This window comes from Duganella sp. OV510 (genome assembly GCF_900100205.1).
Lineage (GTDB): Bacteria > Pseudomonadota > Gammaproteobacteria > Burkholderiales > Burkholderiaceae_D > Rugamonas.
The window spans coordinates 600,226-619,195 of record NZ_FNEQ01000001.1 but is presented as its reverse complement, the minus strand read 5'-3'; the positions used below and the strand labels follow the sequence as shown (position 1 = coordinate 619,195).

General features: G+C 62.5%; 16 protein-coding genes. 9 read left to right on the top strand and 7 right to left on the bottom strand.

Translation table 11 applies throughout. The annotated features are described in order from the left end of the window. Window positions 1–94: 94 nt before the first annotated feature. Both BLS51_RS02825 and fes read left to right on the top strand, forming a co-directional pair. Window positions 95–2,098, top strand: coding sequence for a TonB-dependent receptor domain-containing protein (locus tag BLS51_RS02825; RefSeq protein ID WP_229207402.1), 2,004 nt, complete (start codon window positions 95–97; stop codon window positions 2,096–2,098). Further along, the gene (gene fes / locus BLS51_RS02820; RefSeq protein ID WP_229207403.1) at window positions 2,098–3,768 is read left to right on the top strand and encodes an enterochelin esterase; all 1,671 of its coding nucleotides are present in this window, start codon (window positions 2,098–2,100) and stop codon (window positions 3,766–3,768) included. The genes BLS51_RS02825 and fes overlap by 1 nt, the downstream gene beginning before the upstream one ends. Here the strand turns inward: fes and BLS51_RS02815 are convergent. Further along, complete coding sequence (locus BLS51_RS02815; protein ID WP_090178628.1) at window positions 3,765–4,055, bottom strand: hypothetical protein; 291 nt, start codon at window positions 4,053–4,055, stop codon at window positions 3,765–3,767. The genes fes and BLS51_RS02815 overlap by 4 nt on opposite strands. A 65-nt stretch (window positions 4,056–4,120) precedes the next feature. Then, window positions 4,121–4,801: a PEP-CTERM sorting domain-containing protein gene (locus tag BLS51_RS30095; protein ID WP_090178633.1), complete on the bottom strand. Its 681-nt coding sequence runs from the start codon at window positions 4,799–4,801 to the stop codon at window positions 4,121–4,123. Between the two features lie 302 nt (window positions 4,802–5,103). Between BLS51_RS30095 and BLS51_RS02805 the strand changes: the two genes are divergently transcribed. Both BLS51_RS02805 and BLS51_RS02800 read left to right on the top strand, forming a co-directional pair. Continuing rightward, window positions 5,104–5,946 carry a hypothetical protein gene (locus BLS51_RS02805; protein WP_090178636.1) on the top strand — a complete coding sequence of 281 codons (843 nt, stop codon included), beginning with the start codon at window positions 5,104–5,106 and terminating at the stop codon, window positions 5,944–5,946. A gap of 15 nt (window positions 5,947–5,961) precedes the next feature. Further along, window positions 5,962–8,178 (top strand): acylase, encoded by a 2,217-nt coding sequence (locus BLS51_RS02800; protein WP_090178642.1) that lies wholly within the window; start codon window positions 5,962–5,964, stop codon window positions 8,176–8,178. Window positions 8,179–8,181: 3 nt separating this feature from the next. Here BLS51_RS02800 and BLS51_RS02795 read toward each other — a convergent pair whose 3' ends face one another. Continuing rightward, the gene (locus tag BLS51_RS02795) at window positions 8,182–9,177 is read right to left on the bottom strand and encodes an AraC family transcriptional regulator (protein ID WP_229207404.1); all 996 of its coding nucleotides are present in this window, start codon (window positions 9,175–9,177) and stop codon (window positions 8,182–8,184) included. Window positions 9,178–9,320: 143 nt separating this feature from the next. On the opposite strand from BLS51_RS02795, the gene fabF reads away from it, so the two are divergent. Then, window positions 9,321–10,562, top strand: coding sequence for a beta-ketoacyl-ACP synthase II (gene fabF / locus BLS51_RS02790; RefSeq protein ID WP_090178653.1), 1,242 nt, complete (start codon window positions 9,321–9,323; stop codon window positions 10,560–10,562). Here fabF and BLS51_RS02785 read toward each other — a convergent pair whose 3' ends face one another. Genes BLS51_RS02785 through BLS51_RS02775 form a run of 3 tightly spaced genes read right to left on the bottom strand, consistent with a single transcriptional unit; the run spans window position 10,563 to window position 13,503 of the window. Further along, on the bottom strand, window positions 10,563–10,949 hold the full coding sequence (locus tag BLS51_RS02785) for an HNH endonuclease family protein (protein WP_217636408.1): 387 nt from the start codon (window positions 10,947–10,949) through the stop codon (window positions 10,563–10,565). A 17-nt stretch (window positions 10,950–10,966) separates the two neighbouring features. After that, window positions 10,967–12,142 carry a trans-sulfuration enzyme family protein gene (locus BLS51_RS02780; protein WP_090180703.1) on the bottom strand — a complete coding sequence of 392 codons (1,176 nt, stop codon included), beginning with the start codon at window positions 12,140–12,142 and terminating at the stop codon, window positions 10,967–10,969. Then, window positions 12,136–13,503 carry a pyridoxal-phosphate dependent enzyme gene (locus BLS51_RS02775; RefSeq protein WP_090178656.1) on the bottom strand — a complete coding sequence of 456 codons (1,368 nt, stop codon included), beginning with the start codon at window positions 13,501–13,503 and terminating at the stop codon, window positions 12,136–12,138. Before BLS51_RS02775 ends, BLS51_RS02780 begins: the two co-directional genes overlap by 7 nt. 68 nt (window positions 13,504–13,571) lie before the next feature. On the opposite strand from BLS51_RS02775, the gene BLS51_RS02770 reads away from it, so the two are divergent. The 4 genes from BLS51_RS02770 to BLS51_RS02755 are packed head-to-tail and all read left to right on the top strand — an operon-like array spanning window position 13,572 to window position 16,769. Then, entirely contained in the window at window positions 13,572–14,132 is a 561-nt protein-coding gene (locus BLS51_RS02770; protein WP_090178659.1) for a thymidine kinase, read from the top strand. 9 nt (window positions 14,133–14,141) lie between these two features. After that, window positions 14,142–15,071: an alpha/beta fold hydrolase gene (locus BLS51_RS02765; RefSeq protein ID WP_090178662.1), complete on the top strand. Its 930-nt coding sequence runs from the start codon at window positions 14,142–14,144 to the stop codon at window positions 15,069–15,071. A 37-nt stretch (window positions 15,072–15,108) separates the two neighbouring features. Beyond that, the gene (locus BLS51_RS02760) at window positions 15,109–16,278 is read left to right on the top strand and encodes a dienelactone hydrolase family protein (RefSeq protein WP_090178665.1); all 1,170 of its coding nucleotides are present in this window, start codon (window positions 15,109–15,111) and stop codon (window positions 16,276–16,278) included. A 20-nt stretch (window positions 16,279–16,298) separates the two neighbouring features. Beyond that, window positions 16,299–16,769, top strand: a complete 471-nt coding sequence (locus BLS51_RS02755; RefSeq protein WP_217636409.1) for a DUF4844 domain-containing protein — start codon at window positions 16,299–16,301, stop codon at window positions 16,767–16,769. Here the strand turns inward: BLS51_RS02755 and BLS51_RS02750 are convergent. Further along, window positions 16,766–18,919 (bottom strand): hybrid sensor histidine kinase/response regulator, encoded by a 2,154-nt coding sequence (locus BLS51_RS02750; protein WP_229207405.1) that lies wholly within the window; start codon window positions 18,917–18,919, stop codon window positions 16,766–16,768. The two genes, BLS51_RS02755 and BLS51_RS02750, sit on opposite strands and share 4 nt — an antisense overlap. Window positions 18,920–18,970 lie beyond the last annotated feature (51 nt).

Here is an 18,970-nt window from a genome sequence, read left to right as displayed (position 1 = left end):
TATTTTTTCCTGCAAATATCTCTTCGATAAGAGTATGACACACTTCGCTTGTTTTGATAATGCGAATCATTCTTATTCTTATATGGAGAGTCCCATGAAGTCCCCAGTTTTACGCCGTTTGCCGCTTGCCGCCATGATCGGCGTTGCCTTTTCGCTGCCTGCGCTGGCACAAACGTCCGCCGAGGAGCTGAAAACCGTGGTGGTGACTGCGTCCGCGCAGGAGCACAGCCTGCAGGATGCGCCGGCCAGCATTTCGGTGATTACCCGCGCCGACATCGAAAAGCGTCCGGTGCTGGAAATCGCCGAGCTGCTGGGGACGGTGGAGGGCGTGTCGCTGTCGCGCTCGGGCAATCTGGTGCCGGGCGTGCAATTGCGTGGGCTGGGGCAGGCGTACACACTGTTCCTGGTGGATGGCAAGCGCGTCAACTCCACCAGCGTCAGTTTCCGCGGCAATGACTATGACACCGGTTGGGTGCCGACCAGCGAGATCGAGCGCATCGAGATCGTACGCGGGCCGATGTCGTCGCTGTATGGCTCGGATGCGATCGGTGGCGTGGTCAACATCATCACCCGCAAGGTGGGCCAGAAATGGCGCGGCTCGCTGAAGCTGGACACGGTGCAGCCGAATGATAACGAAGCGGGCGATACGCGCTCGGCCAGCGTCAGCGTCAGCGGTCCGCTGGTGGCGGATGTGCTGGGCCTGCGCGTCTCGGCCGGCTATGACAAGCGTGACGGCGATGGCAAGGTCAATGCGCCGGTCAACGGTGTTACGCAGACCGGCTTTCCGCTGATCGCCAACCGCCAGCTGGGCGCGATGCTGTCGTGGATACCGGCGGCCGGCCAGGATGTGAAGCTGGGCTACGATACCAGTCGCCGCGACCATGGCGGTTTCGTGCTGGAGCGCGAGGCGACCTCGTTGAGCCATAACGGCAGCTATGATTTCGGTCGCTCGTCGGTGACGCTGAATCTGGACGAGACGCGCAACCTGATTGGTACGGTGACCGGCCAGACCAATCCGAACAAGGCCAATACCAGCAGCCTGGATGGCAAGCTGGTACTGCCGTGGGAATCCGCGCGGCAGGTGGTGACGGTGGGCGGCGAGGTGCGGCGCGAGAAGCTGCATGATCCGGCCAATATCACCGGCTTGCCGGGCACGCCGGACTATCGCAGCAATCCGAATATTTCGGTGAACCAGTATGCGCTGTTCCTGGAGGATGAAATCACGCTGCTGGATGATTTGAAGCTCACCGTCGGCAACCGCTACGACCATCACAAGAATTTCGGCGGCCATAACAGCCCGCGTGCCTATCTGGTTTATCACGTCGATCAGCACATCACGCTGAAGGGCGGCCTGGCGCGCGCCTTCCGTGCGCCGACACTGCTGCAGGGCAGCCAGAACTGGGGCTCGGTATCGTGCGGTAGCGCGACGGTCGGTTGCTACATCGTCGGCAGCGCCGCGCTGAAGCCGGAAACCAGCACCAGCAAGGAGCTGGGTGCGCAGTTCGACTACGGCAAGGTTGGTGGCGGCGTGACCGTGTTCCACAATAATCTGAAGGACATGATCGACATCACCAGCCGCACGGCGGACCGCGTGCTGGCGCCAACCTACAGTAACTTCGTTGGCTTCCTGCCGGATGGCCGGCCGATTTTCGCTTACCAGAATATCGCCAAGGTGCGCACCAAGGGCCTGGAGAGCAGTGTGCGGGCGGAGTTGTCGTCGCAGCTGTCGGTGCGCGCCAACTACACATACACGGATGCGAAAAACACCAGCGGCGTCAAGGAGCTGCCGATGATTTACCGGCCCAGGCATACGGCCAACGTGGCGCTGGATTGGCGTCCGACCGATAGCTGGAGCGCCACGGCGACCGCGCGCTATATCGGCGAGCAGTATCTGAGCGTGCCGTCCAATGGTTTGAACCTGGTGAAGAAATCCGCCTACACGGTAACGGACCTGAGTGGTGCGTACAACTGGGGCAAGACCTTGACGGTCAGCGCCGGCGTACTGAATGTTGGTGACAAAGGCGACCAGCGCACTTCATCGTCCGACTTCAATGAGGAAGGCCGCCGCGTATTCCTGTCCTTGCTGACCAAGTTCTGATGATGGGCGGCTTACGCAAGTTAATTGTCGCCGCCTTGTGCTGGCTGGGCGTGGTGGCACAGGCGCAGGTGTTCAGCGGCGCGCTGGAGGCGCAGACGCATCGCGAGCACCCGGTGCGGTTGGCCGAGGGCGATTTTGTTCAAGGGCGTTTGGCCGGTAAGGCGATGCGGCTGGTGCTGCTGGACCGCGATGGCAAGCGTGCGCAGATCCTGGCCAAGGGACGGCGCGATGTGCAGGAGTTTATGTTTGTCGCCGGTGATCGTGGGCCGTATGTGCTGGATGTGCGTGCGCCGGAAGCGGGCAGCTATGAATTGAGCGTGTTGCAGCAGGTGCCGCTGGCGGCGCAGGTGGCGCCAGCGCCAGTCATCGAAAGCCCGCGCCTGCGGGCTTTGCAGCAAAGCCTTGAACAAAGTGTGGCCGCCGCCAATCTGGCTGCCTCCGCTGGCCGGGCCGCCGTCACCTCCGTCGGCGATCCGGCTGCCACCGGTTCGACCGCCAGCACGTTCGGTTCCGGCGTTGCTGTCCTTGACGCATTCTGGCGCGAGGTGGCGGCGCAAGGCGGGCCGCTGGTGGAGCGCGTGGCCGGTTTGCCGAAGGACCAGCTGTTGCTGACGTTCTTGTGGCGCGGCGCTACTCGCAACGTGCGTATTCTCGGCGCGCCGTCGGCCGATCATGACGAGATGTCGCGCCTGGGGAATAGCGATGTCTGGTATCGCAGCTACCGCGTGCCCGCCAGTACGCGCCTGAGCTATCGTCTGGCGCCGGATGTGCCGGAGCTGAACGCGCCGGCCAGCCAGCGCCGCCGCGCCATTTTGGCGACGGTGCAGCGCGATCCGCTCAATCCGCGCAGCTTCCCTGAGAAGACGCTCGATAAATACGATGGCGCCTCGGTGCTGGAACTGCCGGCGGCGCCGTCGCAAGACTGGGTGCAGCCACGCGAAGGCGTGCCAGCCGGCCAACTGGAGAGACTGCGCCTGGCCAGCAAAGCGCTGGGCAACGAGCGTGACATCTATCTGTACCGGTCGCATGGCTACCGGCCCGGCGCCAAGGGCAATGCGCTGGTGGTGCTGTTCGACGCCGAGAACTACACCACCGATGTGCCCACGCCGGCGATCCTCGACAAGCTGGTCGCCGCCGGCAAACTGCCGCCCACCGCCGCCATCCTGATCGCTAATCCCAGCGCGGAAACGCGCGGCGCCGAGCTGCCGCCGAATCCGGCCTTCGCCCGCTTCCTGGCGGAAGAGCTGATGCCTTGGGCGAAAGCGCGTGGCGTGCATGCCGGCGCGGCCAACACCGTGGTGGCTGGCGCCAGCTACGGCGGTCTCGCATCTGCCTGGGCGGGACTCAAACACCCGGAATGGTTCGGCAATGTGTACAGCCAGTCCGGCTCATTCTGGTGGGCGCCGCCGGAGCAGGAGGCAGAATGGCTGACGCGCGAATATGCCGCCGCGCCGCCGCGCAAGGTACGCTTCCTGCTGGAGGCAGGCTTGTTTGAAGTAGGGCGCAACGGCAGCTTTGGCATCCTGGAAACCAGCCGTCATCTGCGTGACGTGCTGCGCGCCAAAGGCTATCAGGTGGAGCAAAGGGAGTTTGCCGCCGGCCACGATTACTATCACTGGCGCGGCAGCCTGGGAGAGGGATTGATACGCCTGATCGGCAAAGCGCCTTAAGCGGCGTCTACCAGACGGAAGCCGCTCCACGCCAGCGTGGTCACTTCCACCACCAGCACCGAAGGCTCCGGCTGCACGGTGGCAGCCAGGCGGTGGATGGCATCGCGTACTTCGTTGATCGGCTCGTTGCCGCTGTAGCAGTATTCACCCTGCGGCAGAAAATAACCTTTGCCGTCGTCGGCCTTGATGGCGCCGGCGACATTGTATTTCGCCAGCTCGGCATTCAATTGATCGTAAGTGCCGGGCTGCGCTTCGGCGTAAGCGACACGGATGATGTAGTTAATCATGTCAAATCCCTAATGATGGAACTGCATCATGGCATAAAAAAACGCGCCGTAGCGCGTTTTTATGGTCAGCCCTGGCTGCGCCGACGGCGCACGGTCCAGCCCATCAGGCCGAGTCCTGTCAGCAGCATCGCGTAGGTTTCCGGTTCCGGCACTGCCGCCGCCGAAATGCTGGTGGTGGTGAACGTGGTGTAGTTGCCGTACTGGTTGGTGACAAATTGCTGACCTGGCGGCGGCGCCTGGTTGCCGTAGTAGCTGGAAATGCCAACCGTGTTGGTGCCCAGCGCTACATTGCCCAGCGTGATGCTGAAATTGGCGGTGCTGCCTTGCTGGTACACCGACCCCGTGTACTGCCCCCAGAAAGTGAAGGCTTGATAGCCGGGCGATGCGACCATATTTTGCGAAAGGTCGCCATTACCCAGTGACAGATCAAGTCCCGGCGCGGCGCCGCTGGTCCAGTAGCCCTGGCCAGCAAGAAACGACGATGGTACGCTGACGTTAAGTATGGTGGCGCTGTTGGGAATGTAAATCGTGAAGCCATCCAGCCCGGTTTGCGAACCTGCATAGCCCTGGCCTACATTGGTCACGGCATAATTAAACACATACTCATTCGCATGGCCGACCACTGCGGTGGCGCTGCCAGTCAGGCTGTACTGGCCAGTAAGGTCGGTAACCACGGCGCCGGCGATGTTGCTGCAAGCGGCAGCCACTGCGAAGGCGGCGACTTTAAGAGACATTTTTGCAATCATGTTATTTCTCCAAGGAACGATTAATTGCTATCAATGCATGTAACTTAACATGAAAGTATTTTATTGTCGTTGTCAGAGTGGAATGTCTGTTGTTAAAGCGCAAAAGACAAAGCCCCGAGCAGGCGGGGAACCTGTCGGGGCTTTGCGTCAATTGGCGGAGAAAGCACGTTTGACTGGAATGAATGGTAAAGCAGCTTTCTTAAAATTGCCTTAGTAGCCATCTTGCAAGTTGATGCTTTTGGCGGGCGGCCGGATGGTGTAGCATGCTGGACGGCGTTCGCGCCGGTAATCCAAGGATAGATATGCAAATCAAAATTAATGACGTGTTGCGTGCTTATATCGAGCCGCTGACTGAAAGCGAATATCAGGCGCTGGAGCGCAGCATTCTGACGGAAGGCTGCCGCGATGCGCTGGTGCTGTGGGAAGACGTGCTGGTGGACGGCCACAACCGCTACCAGATCTGCCAGGAGCACGGCGTTCCATTCAAGGCGATTGAAAACACCAGCTTCCGCAGCCTGGAAGATGTCAAGCTGTGGATGATCGATAACAACCTGGGCCGCCGCAGCATTTCCGACTACCAGCGTGGCGTGCTGGCGCTGCGCAAGAAAGAGATCATGAGCGCGCGCGCTTTGGAGCTGGCTGCCGAAGCCGCCGCCGAAGACGCCAAGATCGCGCCGCCGGAAGAGGGCGAAGCGCCGGCCAGGAAGCCGGCCGCCATGCCGCTGGCCTCGCGTGAGGACATCGCCCGCGCCGCGCGCCTGAGCAGTGCCACCATCGGCCAGATCGAAAAGATCCAGAAAACGGCGACGCCGGAACTGGTGGAAGCTGTCCGCGCCGGCACCATCTCGATCAACGCCGCCGCCACTGTGGCGTCGCTGCCGGAAGAGGCGCAACTGGCGGCGGTTGCCGGCGGCAAGAAGGAATTGCAGAAGGCCGCCAAGGAAGTGCGCGACCTGCGTGCCGCTTCGCGTCCGGCCAGGGAAGCGAAAGAGCCGAAGACCGCATCGGCAGCCGACTATGGCGACATTCCAATGGACGTGCAGGAACTGCGCGCCGAAAACATCGCGCTGCGTGATAAGAACGCCGCTTTGCTGGAAGAGATCACCGTCCTGCAACGCCGCATCTCGGAACTGGTCAACGCCTGATTTACTGGAGTCCTTATGCAGCAACTGCAAGCGCCGTTAGCCTTGATCTGTGTGGTGTCAATGGGCGCGGCGGTTGCAGCGCCCGCAGTCCCCAGGACTGCGGTGAGCGAGGAGGCGCGCCTGACGGCCGCCGCCAAGCGCGTCACCATCCTGCGCGATAAATGGGGCATCCCGCACATCTACGGCAAGACCGACGCCGATGCGGTGTTCGGCCTGGTCTACGCCCAGGCAGAGGATGACTTTCACAGGGTCGAGCTGAACTTCATCAACGCCATGGGCCGCCTGGCGGAAGTGGAGGGCGAGGCGGAGCTGTATAAAGATCTGCGCATGAAACTGTTCATCAATCCGGATGAACTGAAGCGGCAGTACGCCATCGCACCAGTCTGGCTGAAAAAGCTGATGCATGCCTGGGCCGATGGACTGAACTTCTATCTGCAAGTGCATCCCGACGTCAAACCTGCGCTGCTGACGCATTTCGAGCCATGGATGGCGCTCAGCTTCAGCGAAGGCAGCATCGGCGGCGATATCGAAACCATCGACATCAAGCAGTTGCAAGCGCTGTACGAAGGCGGCGCCAGGCTGCCGCTGATGCCGCCGGTGCTGATGTCGTCCGTCGACGGCGTGGATCTGGACAAGGAGCCGGGCGGCTCCAACGGCTTCGCCATCGCCCCTGCGCTGACGAAGAACAAGCGCGCGCTGTTGATGATTAATCCGCATACTTCGTTCTACTTCCGGCCCGAAGTGCAGGTGCAAAGCCAGGAAGGGCTGAATGCGTATGGCGCCGTGACCTGGGGCCAGTTCTTTGTCTACCAGGGTTTCAATGACCGCATCGGCTGGATGCACACGTCCGGCGGCGGCGACGTGATTGACGAATACCTTGAAACCATTTCGGAGAAGGACGGCCAGTTCTTCTATCAGTATGGCGACGAGCAACGGCCACTGAAGCCTGTCGACATCACCCTGCCATACAAAGCCGCCAACGGCATGGCCAGCAAGACGGTACGCGTCTATTACAGCCACCACGGCCCGATTGTTCGCGCCAGGGATGGCAAGTGGGTAGCCGTGCGCCTGATGAACGAGCCGCTGAAGGCATTGACGCAGTCTTTCATCCGTACCAAGGCGCGCAACTACAAGCAGTTCTACAAGTCGATGGAACTGCGCACCAACTCGTCCAACAACACGGTGTATGCGGATGCCGACGGCAATATCGCTTACTTCCACGGGAACTTCATCCCGCGCCGCGATCCACAGTTTGACTGGAAGCATCCGGTTGACGGCAGCAATCCGGCCACCGAGTGGCACGGCCTGCACGAGGTGAAGGAAACCATCACGCTGTTCAATCCGAAGAACGGCTGGATACAGAACACCAACAACTGGCCCTATACGGCGGCCGGTGCGTACAGCCCGAAAGTGAAAGACTATCCGGCCTATATGTCGGTGTTTCCGGAAAATCCGCGCGGCATCCACGCCGTGCGTGTGCTGGAAAACAAAAAGGACTTCACCATCGATAGCCTGATTGCCGCATCCTACGACACGCAACTGCCAGCGTTTGAGTCGCTGCTGCCGCAGCTGTTCGCCGCTTACGATGCGCTGCCGTCCGAGGATGGGCGCAAGGCCGCGCTGGCGCCGCAGATCAAGGCGCTGCGCGCGTGGGACATGCGCTACTCGCTGGAATCAACCAGCACTTCGCTGGCCGTCTTCTGGGCGCAGGATTTATTGAACACTTACCAGCCGGCCGCCAAGGTCAAGGAAGTGCCGGTACTCGATTACATCCAGGCCGCCTTGACGCCGCAACAGCGTATCGATGCGCTGGAACGCGCGGTGGCGAAACTGACGGCCGATTTCGGCAACTGGCAAACGCCATGGGGCGAGATCAATCGTTTCCAGCGCCTGACTGGCGATATCGTGCAGCCGTTTGATGACAGCAAGCCTAGCTTGCCGGTGGCTTTTGCGTCGGCCAACTGGGGCTCGCTGGCGGCCTACGGCATGACTTCCAAGCAGAAGACAAAGCGGATCTACGGTGAGCGCGGCAACAGCTTTGTGGCGGCGGTGGAGTTCGGGCCGCGCATCAAGGCGCGCAGCATCCTGGCCGGCGGGCAGAGCGGCGATCCGGCGTCGCCGCACTTCAACGACCAGGCGGCGATGTATGCGCGTGGCGAATTCAAGGATGTGCTGTTCTATAAAGCGGACGTCGAGAAGCATCTCGAACGCCGCTATCATCCGGGCGAATAAGCCTTACTCGATGTCACGCGCGCCCTTGCGGTAATCGGTGGGACTGCTGCCGGTCCATTGCTTGAAGGCGCGGCAGAAGACTGCGGAATTGGAAAAGCCAAGATCCAGCGCCAGCGTCGCCACGCTGACGTTGGAATGCGTCAGCTTGTGCACGGCGATGTCGCGCCGCAGTTCATCCTTCACCCGCTGGAAAGCGGTGCCTTCGTCGGCAAACTTGCGTGTCAGGCTGCGCACCGAGACATGCAGCGCGTCGGCCAGTTCCTGAATGGTGACTGGATCAATGATGCGCGGCTCCAGGAACATGCGCGTCTTCGCCGCAAGCGAGGTGCGGTTCACCGCCGCGAATGTCCAGTCCTCGGGCGCGCGCTTGAGAAAGCCCCACAGCTGGTGCTTCTCGCGTTTGAAGGCCGAGGCGCAATCCTTCTCGTCGAGGCAGATGGTTGTGTCGGCCGCATCGAAACTTACGCCACCCGGAAACAGAAAAACATAGTCCTGTACATAGCGCGGCCGCGCGAAGCAGAACGCCACCTTGTGCACCGCGATTTCCCTGCCCAGCAGCCACGAAGCGACGCCATGGACGAGTTTCATCATCAGTCCGTGGCCTAGCGGATTGACCTTGGCGCCGGGCGCGCGTGCGATCAATGACAGCCGGATCACGCCGTCCTTGCGGCCCATGTGCAAACGGTAGTCATCCAGCAGCAGATTCCAGAAACGCACAAAGCGGTTGAGCGCGACCATGATGGTGGGCGTGTCGAGCAGGCTAAGCATCAGGTATTTCAAGGTGCCGCTGCGGATAGGCCGCGACCACAGGCCCAGCATCTCATCGTCCAGCTGCGCTGCGATCGCCTTGTACAGCGCGACATACTGGCGGCGGGTGATCCGGGCCTCCGGCTGCGCCAGCAGCGAGGCCGGGATGCCGGCGTCAGCCAGGGTCTCGGCCACCGCCTGCTGGCCTTGGCCGGCACGCATAAACGCCAGCATCTCTTGCGTAAAATGCACGGAAACAGTTTCTGAGATTGGCGTGTTTTGCATATATATTGGCCTGAACGGTGAGGTATTCGACACAAGCCACGACTATACTGCGTGCCGTTATGGCGTGTTTTGCCTATTTTTGCATGGCTAATCTGGATGGAGCAAGTGTGATGAGCAAACGTATAGTCGTTACCGGCATGGGCATGGTGTCGCCGCTGGGCATGGGCAGCGAAACGGTTTGGCAGCGGCTGCTGGCTGGCCAGTCCGGCATCACCCGCCTGGGCGACGAGTTCACGGCGGACCTGGCCTGCAAAGTGGGTGGCATGGTGCCGGACTTCGATCCATCTGTGGCGGCGGAGCCGAAAGACCAGAAAAAGATGGACCGCTTCGCGCTGTTCGCGCTGGCGGCCGCGCAGGAAGCGCTGAACCAGGCAGGATGGCATCCCGCCACCGAGGATGAACGGCTGCGCACCGCTACCATCGTGGCTTCCGGTATCGGCGGCTTTGGCGCGGTAGTGGAAGCAGTGCGGACCACCGATGGACGCGGCCCGCGCAGGCTGTCGCCGTTCACGGTGCCGGGCTTCCTGGCCAATATGGCCGCCAGCCAGATCTCGATCCGCCACGGTTTGCGCGGACCGCTGGGCGCACCCATTACCGCCTGCGCCGCCGGTGCACAAGCCATCGGCGACGCCGCACGCCTGATCCGCTCCGGCGAAGCGGAGATCGCCGTGTGCGGCGGCGCCGAGGCTTGCGTCGACCGCGTCAGCCTGGGCTCATTCGCAGCGATGCGTGCGCTGTCGTCCGGTTTTAACGATGCGCCCAGCACCGCATCGCGGCCATTCGATCAAGGCCACGACGGCTTCGTCATGGGCGAGGGCGCCGGCATACTGGTGATTGAAGAACTGGGGCATGCGCTGCGTCGCGGCGCGGTGCCGATCGCTGAGTTGGTGGGCTATGGCACCACCGCCGATGCCTACCACCTGACCGCGCCGCTGGATGACGGCGCCGGCGGCCGCCGCGCGATGGAACTGGCGATACGCCAGGCAGGCGTGCCTGTCACGGCGATTGGCCATCTGAACGCACACGCTACTTCAACGCCAGTGGGTGATGCCTGCGAACTGGCCGCCATCCGCGCGCTGTTTGGCGAACAAAGTCCTGCCATCTCTGCCACCAAATCGGCGACGGGGCATTTGCTGGGCGCGGCGGGCGGCGTGGAGGCCATCTTCACGATACAAGCCTTGCGCGATCAGCTGGCGCCGCCGACGCTGAATCTGGTCGAACCCGTGGCCGAAGCGGCTGGTCTGGATATCGTCGCCGGCGCGCCGCGTCCTTTGCAGACCGAGTATGCGCTGTCGAACGGGTTTGGATTTGGCGGTGTCAATGCAAGCCTGTTATTCCGCCGCTGGCAGTAATCAGGGCTGGGGATAGACCAGCGGCTCGGGATGTTCCACTTCGCTGAGCCGCACCCATTGCAGGTTCTCGACCCTGTTGTTGCGTACATTGCCGTCGCGGTGGCGCACGGCCGGCAGCTTGTTCGGGTTCGGCAGGAACACCTCGGCCACCAGATCGTGCACGTAGAATTCGCCCTCGCGCTTGCCGCCGCGCAGCTTGACCTTCAAGCCTTCCGGGTACAGCGTCGGTTTCAGCACGCTGACCTTGGAGCCGGCCGACAGCATCACCCGGCCATCCTTCGAGACTTTGTAATAGTCGCTGCCGACCACCGGCTTGGCGCTGGCGACCAGAATGGAATAGGCGAAGCCGAGGGCCAGCACCACGGCAATGATAATTAAATAGATCATGCCCCGGATATTAGCAGCTAAATAGCATCCAGCGAACGGCGAATATCGGCCTTTAGATCCTCTATATCTTCAATTCCGACCGACAGCCGTATCAGGCCATCGCCGATGCCCAGCGCCGCCCGCTGAGCCGCCGGGATGGAGGCGTGGGTCATCAGCGCCGGATGTTCGATCAGGCTTTCGACGCCGCCCAGGCTCTCGGCCAGCGCGAACACCTGGCAGGCTTCGAGGAAGCGGCGCGCGCCCGCCAGGTCGGACTCCAGATCGATCGAGATGATGCCGCCGAAGCCCTGCATCTGCCGTTTTGCCAAGGCGTGTTGCGGGTGCGACGCCAGCCCGGGATAGAACACCTTGCGCACTTCCTTTTGCTGTTCCAGCCATTGCGCCAGCACCAGCGCACTGGCGCAATGACGCTCCATGCGGAGCGCCAGCGTCTTCACGCCGCGCAGCGCCAGGAAGCTGTCGAACGGGCCGGCGATGGCGCCGACGGAATTCTGCAGGAAGGCCAGTTGTTCGCGCCATTCCTTCTGCCGCTCCTCGCCGCCCACCACCGCGATGCCGCCGATGATGTCGGAGTGGCCGTTCAGATACTTGGTGGCGGAATGCACGACGATGTCGAAGCCGTGCTCCAGCGGCCGCTGGACGATGGGGCTGGCGAAGGTATTGTCGGCCACGGCGATGATGCCGCGCTCGCGGCAGATACTGGCGATCGCCTGCAAATCGGCCAGCTTCAGCATCGGGTTGGTCGGCGTTTCGACCCACACCATTTTGGTTTCCGGCCTGATCGCGGCCAGCAGATTCTCCGGATTCGTCAGGTCGACATAGGTGAAATCATGGCCGGCGCTGCGGCGGCGCACGCGCTCGAACAGGCGGTAGGTGCCGCCATACATATCGTCGCCGGCGATGATGTGCGAGCCGGCGTCGGCCAGCTCCAGCACCGTCGATATCGCCGCCAGTCCCGAGGCAAAGGCGAAACCTTGGACGCCGCTTTCCAGGTCGGCCACGCAGCGTTCCAGCGCCCAGCGGGTGGGATTGTGCGAGCGGCCGTAATCCAGCCCCTTGTGCACGCCGGGACTCTCCTGCACGAAGGTGGAGGTGGCGTAAATCGGCGGCATGATGGCGCCGGTCGATGGATCGGGCGATTGGCCGGCGTGGATCACGCGCGTGGCCAGTGCGGCTTTTTTGCTGTTCAAGATAGCGTCCTTCGCAGATGGTTGAGCAGGTCGTAACGGGTAATCAGGCCGTAGAAGGTATCGTGTTCGGCCACCACGGCGGTCAGTCCGCGATCCAGGATGTCGCGCAATGCCGCCATGTCGGCCGATGGCGGCAGCATCTCCAGCCGCCGGGTCATCGCGGTGCTGACCGGATGGTTGAAGCGTTCCGGCTCGGCGCCCACTGTCAGCAGCAGGTCGGATTCGTCGATGATGCCGGCCAGCTGGCCTTGTTGCAGCACCGGCAGTTGCGCCACATCGGCGGCGCGCATGCGGTTGAAGGCGATCATCAGCGTGTCTTCCGGCGTGACGCTGATGACTTCCCCGGCGTCGAAGCGGCGGCCGATCAGGTCGCGCAAATCGTTGTGCTTGCGGCGCTCCAGCAGGCCCTGGTCGCGCATCCATCCATCGTTATAGACTTTGGACAGGTAGCGGGTGCCGGTATCGCACACCAGGCTGACCACGCGCTTCGGCGTGGTTTGCTCGCGGCAGTAGCGCAGCGCGGCGGCCAGCAGCGTGCCGGTCGAGGAGCCGCCCGGTATGCCTTCTTCCTTCAGCAGGGCGCGTGCGGTAGCGAAGCTTTCGATGTCGTCGATGGTGTAGGCTTTCGTCACGCCGGTCATGTCGGCGATGGCAGGGATGAAGTCTTCGCCGATGCCTTCCACTGCCCACGAGCCGCTGGTTTCCGACACCTTGCCCGTCTCGATGTACTCGGCCAGGATGGAGCCGGCCGGATCGGCAAGGATGAATTCCACCTGTGGCGCGACCTTGCGGAAGTAGCGCGTCAGGCCGGTCAGCGTGCCGGAGGATCCGACGCCGACCACGATGGCGTCGACGTCATGGCCCATCTGCTCCCAGATCTCCGGGCCGGTGGTGGTTTCGTGCGCCAGCGGATTGGCGGGATTGTTGAACTGGTCCGAGAACCAGGCGCCCGGCATTTCGGCGGCCAGGCGGGCGGCAAAGTCCTGGTAATACTCGGGATGGCCCTTGCCGACGTCTGAACGGGTGGTGCGCACTTCGGCGCCCAGCGCCTTCAGGTGCAGCACTTTTTCGGTCGACATCTTGTCCGGCACCACCAGGAGCACGCGGTAGCCTTTCAGCCTTCCGACCAGGGCCAGTCCGAGGCCGGTGTTGCCGGCGGTGGCCTCGATGATGGTGCCGCCGGGCTTCAGCAGGCCCTGGACCTCGGCCGCTTCGATCATCGCCAGGCCGATGCGGTCCTTGATCGAGCCGCCTGGGTTTTGCGATTCCAGTTTGAGGAACAATTGGCAGGGGCCGGTATCGAGGCGGGTAACCTCGGCCAAAGGCGTATTGCCAATCAGGGTGAACAGGGCGGGTTTGCGCATACGTTCTCCTTCGTGCATTTCGGGCAAGTATGCGCTTTTTTCAGAAGACGCGGTTTATAATCCGCGCCATGGCAAAACTCTACTTCCGATACTCTGCGATGAACGCAGGCAAGTCCACCGCCATGCTGCAGGTGGCCCACAACTACGAAGAGCAGGGGCAGGCTGTGCGCCTGTTCACGGCGGCCATCGACCATCGTTACGGCGTCGGCAAGGTCACGTCGCGCCTGGGGCCGCAGCGCGAAACCGAGGTGTTCGACAAGGACACCAACTTCCTGCAAACCATCGACAAGAAAATTGCCTGCCTGCTGGTGGATGAGGCGCAGTTCCTCAGCAAGGACCAGGTCAAACAGCTGCACCAGCTGGCGCAGGTGCGCGGCGTGCCGGTAATTACCTACGGACTGCGCTCGGACTTCCTGGGTGAGCCGTTTCCCGGCTCGGCTTATCTGCTGGCGCTGGCCGACGATATCGAGGAAATCAAGAACATCTGCAGCTGCGGCAAGAAGGCGACGATGAATATCCGCGTCGACGAGAACGGCAAGCGTATCAAGGAAGGTGAGCAGATCAGCATCGGCGGCAATGAAAGCTATCGCCAGGCTTGCGGCCGCTGCTTTTACAGCGAAATCCATTAAACTGGCGGAATGCCACCCTCCATTACCGACCTTCCTGCGCTGGACAACCGGCGCGTCAAAACCAGCACGGAAGATGTGCTGATCGACCGCGTTGTTGCTGGCGATTTGCTGGTGATTGCCTTTGGCTTTGTCTCATGGGAGGCGCGACCGGACTTCGACTTCTATGGCCGCCTGAAAAAGCTGGAGCAGGCCAGCGGGCGGCACATCAACAAGATACTGGTGCGCGATTCCGGCAATAGCTGGTATCACCGTCGCCTCGATGAACTGGGCGAGCATCCCGAAGAGACAGCGGCCAGCCTGCGGGCGCTGATCGACGAGATCCGGCCCTCCAGAGTGGTGACGATCGGCCAGTCGATGGGGGCGTATGCGGCGCTGATGTATGGCTTGCTGCTCGAAGTGCAGCAGGTGATTGCTTTCGGGCCGCTGTCCTTCCTCGATCCACGCCAGGCCTTGTTGTACCACGAGCGCCGCTGGTTGCCGGTGATGCGCGACCTGGCAGCGCGGCCGCCGGCATCCGGCTACTACGACCTGCAAGCGCTGGGCCGCGCCAAGGCTGGCAAGCTGCCCGACATGCATATCCTGTTCGGCACCAAGCCGGACAAGGATGGCACCACGGAGTCCGTCAATCTCGACGCCATGCATGCGCACCGTCTGGCGGCTATGGGCAATTGCACGCTGTATCCCTTCCCGTATTCGGGCCACCCGGTGGTCCAGCACCTGATCGACACCAGGCGTATCAACGCCTTGCTGGCGCAGATCATCATGGGCCTGGCGCTGCCGGAAGAGATGAGGGAAGTGACGCCCGACTGGCATGGCTGGATCGCTGAAAACCTGCGCAATGGCAGCCCGCCGGAAGAATTGGTCGAGATCCTCAAGCATCATGGTTTTTCCGATGCCAGCAGCAAGGCCGCCATCGCCAACCTGAGTGATGGTAAATAAATTAAAATAGCTTTTTATGTAACCATAAAAGGCAACGATGCGTTTTATTTCCATGGTTTTGCTGTATTGCGCCAGCCTGTCGGCGCATGCAGCGCCGCATTACGCGTATTTGAATCCGCCGGGGAAATACCTTGTCGGCTTCCAGTTGGTCAAGCAGTACGACTATAGCCGCTCGTCGCAAGGTGCATCGGCGCGTGCCATGCAGACCCTGGTGTGGTATCCGGCCAAGCATGGTGGCAAGCGCATGACTTATGCTGATTATCTCGGCACCGCTTTCACGCGCAGGGACTTTTCCGTCAGCGATGCACAGGTGGCGCAGAAGACGGCGCAGCTCATCAATCAACCCGGCAAGGCGTTGACGCCGGCGCAGCGGCAGGCGGAGGCGGATAGCCCGGTCTGGGCGAGCCGCGACGCCAAGCCTGCCACCGGCAAGTTCCCGCTGCTGATCTACGCACCCGGTGCGAACGGACCCGCGCATGAAAACGCCGAGTTGTGTGAATACCTGGCCAGCCAGGGCTACGTTGTTATCGCCAGTCCCAGCGTCGATGGACAGGGGCGCGTGATGAATACCAATCTGGACGGCGCGGAGGCGCAGGCGGCCGATATCGCATATCTGATCGGCTATGCGCATAGTCTGCCGCAGGTGGACGTTGGACACATCGCCGTCGCCGGCTTCAGCTGGGGCGGGCTGGCGAATGTGCTGGCGGCAGCCAAGGACCAGCGCATCCGCGCGCTGGTATCGCTGGACGGCTCGATGCGTGGTTTTCCTGAATATATCAATGGCGGCAAGGACGCCGCCAAATACGTCACGCCGGAACGTGTGAATGTGCCGCTGCTGTATCTGTCCGCGAGGCCCAGGACCATCGAGCAGCTGGAAGGCAGCTATGACGTGTCATTCAGCTTTATCAACGCGATGAAGTATTCGGACGTGTATTACTACATCCTGCACCCGATGGCGCATACCAATTTCAGCACGTCGCAAATCCGCTTCAGCGGGGATGACGATTTCGAAGAATACTCACGCGAAGAGATCGTGCAGGCGCACAACTGGGCCTCCCGCTATGTGCTGGAGTTCCTGAACGCCTATCTCAAAGACGATAGCAAGAGCAGGGAATTTCTCGCCGCGCGCCCCGTCCGCAACGGCGTGCCGCCACACATGATCACCGCCGATATCCGCATGAAGTCCGCAGCCACGCCCGCCCAATAACCTTCAACCTGGAAATCACATTGTTTATCAAAATTTTTAACTACACCATCCTTGCTTTTGTCGCAGTGATTATTGCCGGCGTGTCCGGCCTGAGTTTTTATATCTGGCCAACCGGTCTGAATGACCACCAGCTGTCGATAACGCCGGAAGTCGTGCAGCGCTTGCGCAGCCTGCAGGCGGAGCGCAAATTTGGGCCGGATGTTGCGACGTTCTATCCGGGCGCCGCCAATGAAGAGCAGCGGCGCGCGGCCCAGGCGGTGGTGGATGCCACGCTTCAGGAACTGATTGCGGAGCTGCCGGCGCGGCCGCAGCGCTCGACTGTGCTCGGGACAATGAAGCGCGCCCTGGCAGACTTCGATCACTCGGAATCCGAAGAGCGCGATCAGTTGCTGGCGTACTTCAGCAAAGTGCTGGATATTTGCGGCGTGCAGACCTCCGGCGAACTATTCAATGTCTGGCGCTACGGCTTTCCGTATGGCTGGCTGATTTAGCTGAGCGGTGCAGTGGCGCGTTGCAGGTCGGCGACGCTGGCCGGCTTGGTCAGATGCAGGTCGAATTGCGCCTCGTAGGCGCGGGCGACGTCTTCTTTCTGGCCATAGCCGGTGAGCGCCACCAGCCGCACGGCGTCGCCGCCGGCTTCCTTGCGGATCGCGGTCGCCAGTTCGTAGCCGTTCATGTCCGGCAGGCCGATGTCGAGGATGGCGACCTGCGGCATCTGCTGCCGCACCGCATCCAGAGCCTCGGCTGCGCTGTGGGCGATGCGCACTTCATGCCCCAGCAACTGCAACAGCGCCGCGCCGGACAGGGCGGCGTCGATATTGTCGTCCACCAGCAGCAGTTGCAGGCCGGCGGTGGATGTCGTGCCGCCCAGCGTCAGCGATGTTGCGGGTGGCGTGCACAAGGGCAGCACGACCTCAAACTGGCTACCCATGCCGCCGCCGGCACTGTGCGCGCTGACTTCACCGCCATGCAGTTCAACGATCTTGCGCACGATGGCCAGGCCCAGCCCGAGGCCGCCGCTGCGCCGCGCCAGCGATTGCGGCGCCTGGTGGAATGGCTCGAACACGCGCGCGATCAGTTCCTCGCTCATGCCGATGCCGTTGTCGCTGACCTCCAGCCGCGCGTGCGTGGCGTCGGCGCTGAGCGTGACTTTGGTGGCGCTGCTGCCGAAGCGGGCGGCGTTGGACAGCAGGTTGTTGAGCACTTGCGTCAGGCGGCTGTCGTCGCCGTTCACCCAGGCTGACACCGGCGCCGACAGGCTGATTTGCTGGCCCGGCGCGGCGGCTACCGCGTGCCGCACCACGTCGGCGAGGTTGAGCGGATGCGTGTCCAGTTGCAGCTTGCCCGAGGTGATGCGTGACAGGTCAAGCAAGTCGTCCACCAGCCGGCGCAGGTGATTGACCTGGCGGCGCATGACGGCGCGTTCCTTGCGGCTGCCCGGCTCGTCGCGCATGTCCAGCAGATCCAGCGAGGTAACGATGGGGCTGAGCGGATTGCGCAGCTCATGGCCCAGCACGGCCAGGAATTCATCCTTGGCGCGGCCGGCTTCGCGCGCGTCGGCCAGTGCTGTCTGATGGCTGGCCAGCGCGCGGTTGAGCGAATCGAGCAACTGCGCGCGCTCGCGTTCCTGGTCGTTGCGCTGTTGCTCGGCTTGTTCCAGCGCCTGGCCGATCAGCGCAATTTCGGTGATCGAGGAGGGCGCCAGCGTCAGCGGCGCGCCGGAGCCGAGCGCTGCGGCGTTCTGTTGCAGTGCCTTGATGGTGCTGAGCACGCGGTTGGACAGTCGCGACGCAAACAGGAAACAGCCCAGCAGCGACAGCAGTATCCCGGCGCCGTAGACGCCCATGCGCTCGAAGGCGGCGGCGCGCAAGCCCTCGATCGGGCGGCTGACGATCACCGCCCAGCCATAGCGCGAGCGGGTGGTGTAGGCGGTAGCAACATGCTGGCCTTCGCTGGTGGTTGCGCCGCCGAAGCCTTCCGGGCCGCCAGTGCGCATCAGCTGCGCCAGCGAGGGACTGGGCGGATCGCCGACCTTGCCTTGCTGGTCGCGCGAGCGCGCCACCACTGCGCGGTTGCCGTCGCGCACGGCGATGACGGCGTCGGCCGGCACTTGCTGGCGCTGGATCAGGCGCACCATGCGGTCCGGCTGTATCACTGCGGTCAGCGTGTAGAGTTTGCCCTTGTCACCGGCAATCATCACCCGCACCGGGAAAGCGGGGCGGCTGCGTGGGCCGCGCGCGATGTGGCCGGCCACCGCCTGCTGGGTTGACAGCAGCTGCTGCATGCTGGCCGGATCGGCCAATGGCGGTGGCGGGGCGCCGTAGGTGTCCATGGTACGCAGCAGGATTTTGCCGCTGTCGTCGGTCAGGATCACGCCCAGCCAGTCTGGCTGCTTGCGTGTCAGCGCGTTGGCGGCGGCGTAAAAGCCGGGCAGGTCGCCGTTTTGCAGTGGCGAGGAATTGCCAAGCGAAGTCAAGGTGGCGACCGCGCTGTCGAGTTCGGCATCGACCGCGCTCGACAGTGCACGGGCCAGGTCCAGCATCCAGCGTTCCTGCTCGCGCTCCTTGTAGTCGCCGGCAGCATGGATGCTCCAGGCGCCAAGCACAGCCAGAGGCAACAGCCCGATCACGGTCAGCATCATCAGCAAATACCGCAGGGAAAACGCAAACCGGGGCCGTGCAGGCATAGAAGT

What these genes read in the sequence shown, in the direction of transcription:
- BLS51_RS02825 (WP_229207402.1), top strand. Translation starts at nt 95, where the DNA reads ATGAAGTCCCCAGTTTTACGCCGTTTGCCGCTTGCCGCCATGATCGGC.
- fes (WP_229207403.1), top strand. Translation starts at nt 2,098, where the DNA reads ATGATGGGCGGCTTACGCAAGTTAATTGTCGCCGCCTTGTGCTGGCTG.
- BLS51_RS02815 (WP_090178628.1), bottom strand. Translation starts at nt 4,055, where the DNA reads ATGATTAACTACATCATCCGTGTCGCTTACGCCGAAGCGCAGCCCGGC.
- BLS51_RS30095 (WP_090178633.1), bottom strand. Translation starts at nt 4,801, where the DNA reads ATGATTGCAAAAATGTCTCTTAAAGTCGCCGCCTTCGCAGTGGCTGCC.
- BLS51_RS02805 (WP_090178636.1), top strand. Translation starts at nt 5,104, where the DNA reads ATGCAAATCAAAATTAATGACGTGTTGCGTGCTTATATCGAGCCGCTG.
- BLS51_RS02800 (WP_090178642.1), top strand. Translation starts at nt 5,962, where the DNA reads ATGCAGCAACTGCAAGCGCCGTTAGCCTTGATCTGTGTGGTGTCAATG.
- fabF (WP_090178653.1), top strand. Translation starts at nt 9,321, where the DNA reads ATGAGCAAACGTATAGTCGTTACCGGCATGGGCATGGTGTCGCCGCTG.
- BLS51_RS02785 (WP_217636408.1), bottom strand. Translation starts at nt 10,949, where the DNA reads ATGATCTATTTAATTATCATTGCCGTGGTGCTGGCCCTCGGCTTCGCC.
- BLS51_RS02775 (WP_090178656.1), bottom strand. Translation starts at nt 13,503, where the DNA reads ATGCGCAAACCCGCCCTGTTCACCCTGATTGGCAATACGCCTTTGGCC.
- BLS51_RS02770 (WP_090178659.1), top strand. Translation starts at nt 13,572, where the DNA reads ATGGCAAAACTCTACTTCCGATACTCTGCGATGAACGCAGGCAAGTCC.
- BLS51_RS02765 (WP_090178662.1), top strand. Translation starts at nt 14,142, where the DNA reads ATGCCACCCTCCATTACCGACCTTCCTGCGCTGGACAACCGGCGCGTC.
- BLS51_RS02760 (WP_090178665.1), top strand. Translation starts at nt 15,109, where the DNA reads ATGCGTTTTATTTCCATGGTTTTGCTGTATTGCGCCAGCCTGTCGGCG.
- BLS51_RS02750 (WP_229207405.1), bottom strand. Translation starts at nt 18,919, where the DNA reads ATGATGCTGACCGTGATCGGGCTGTTGCCTCTGGCTGTGCTTGGCGCC.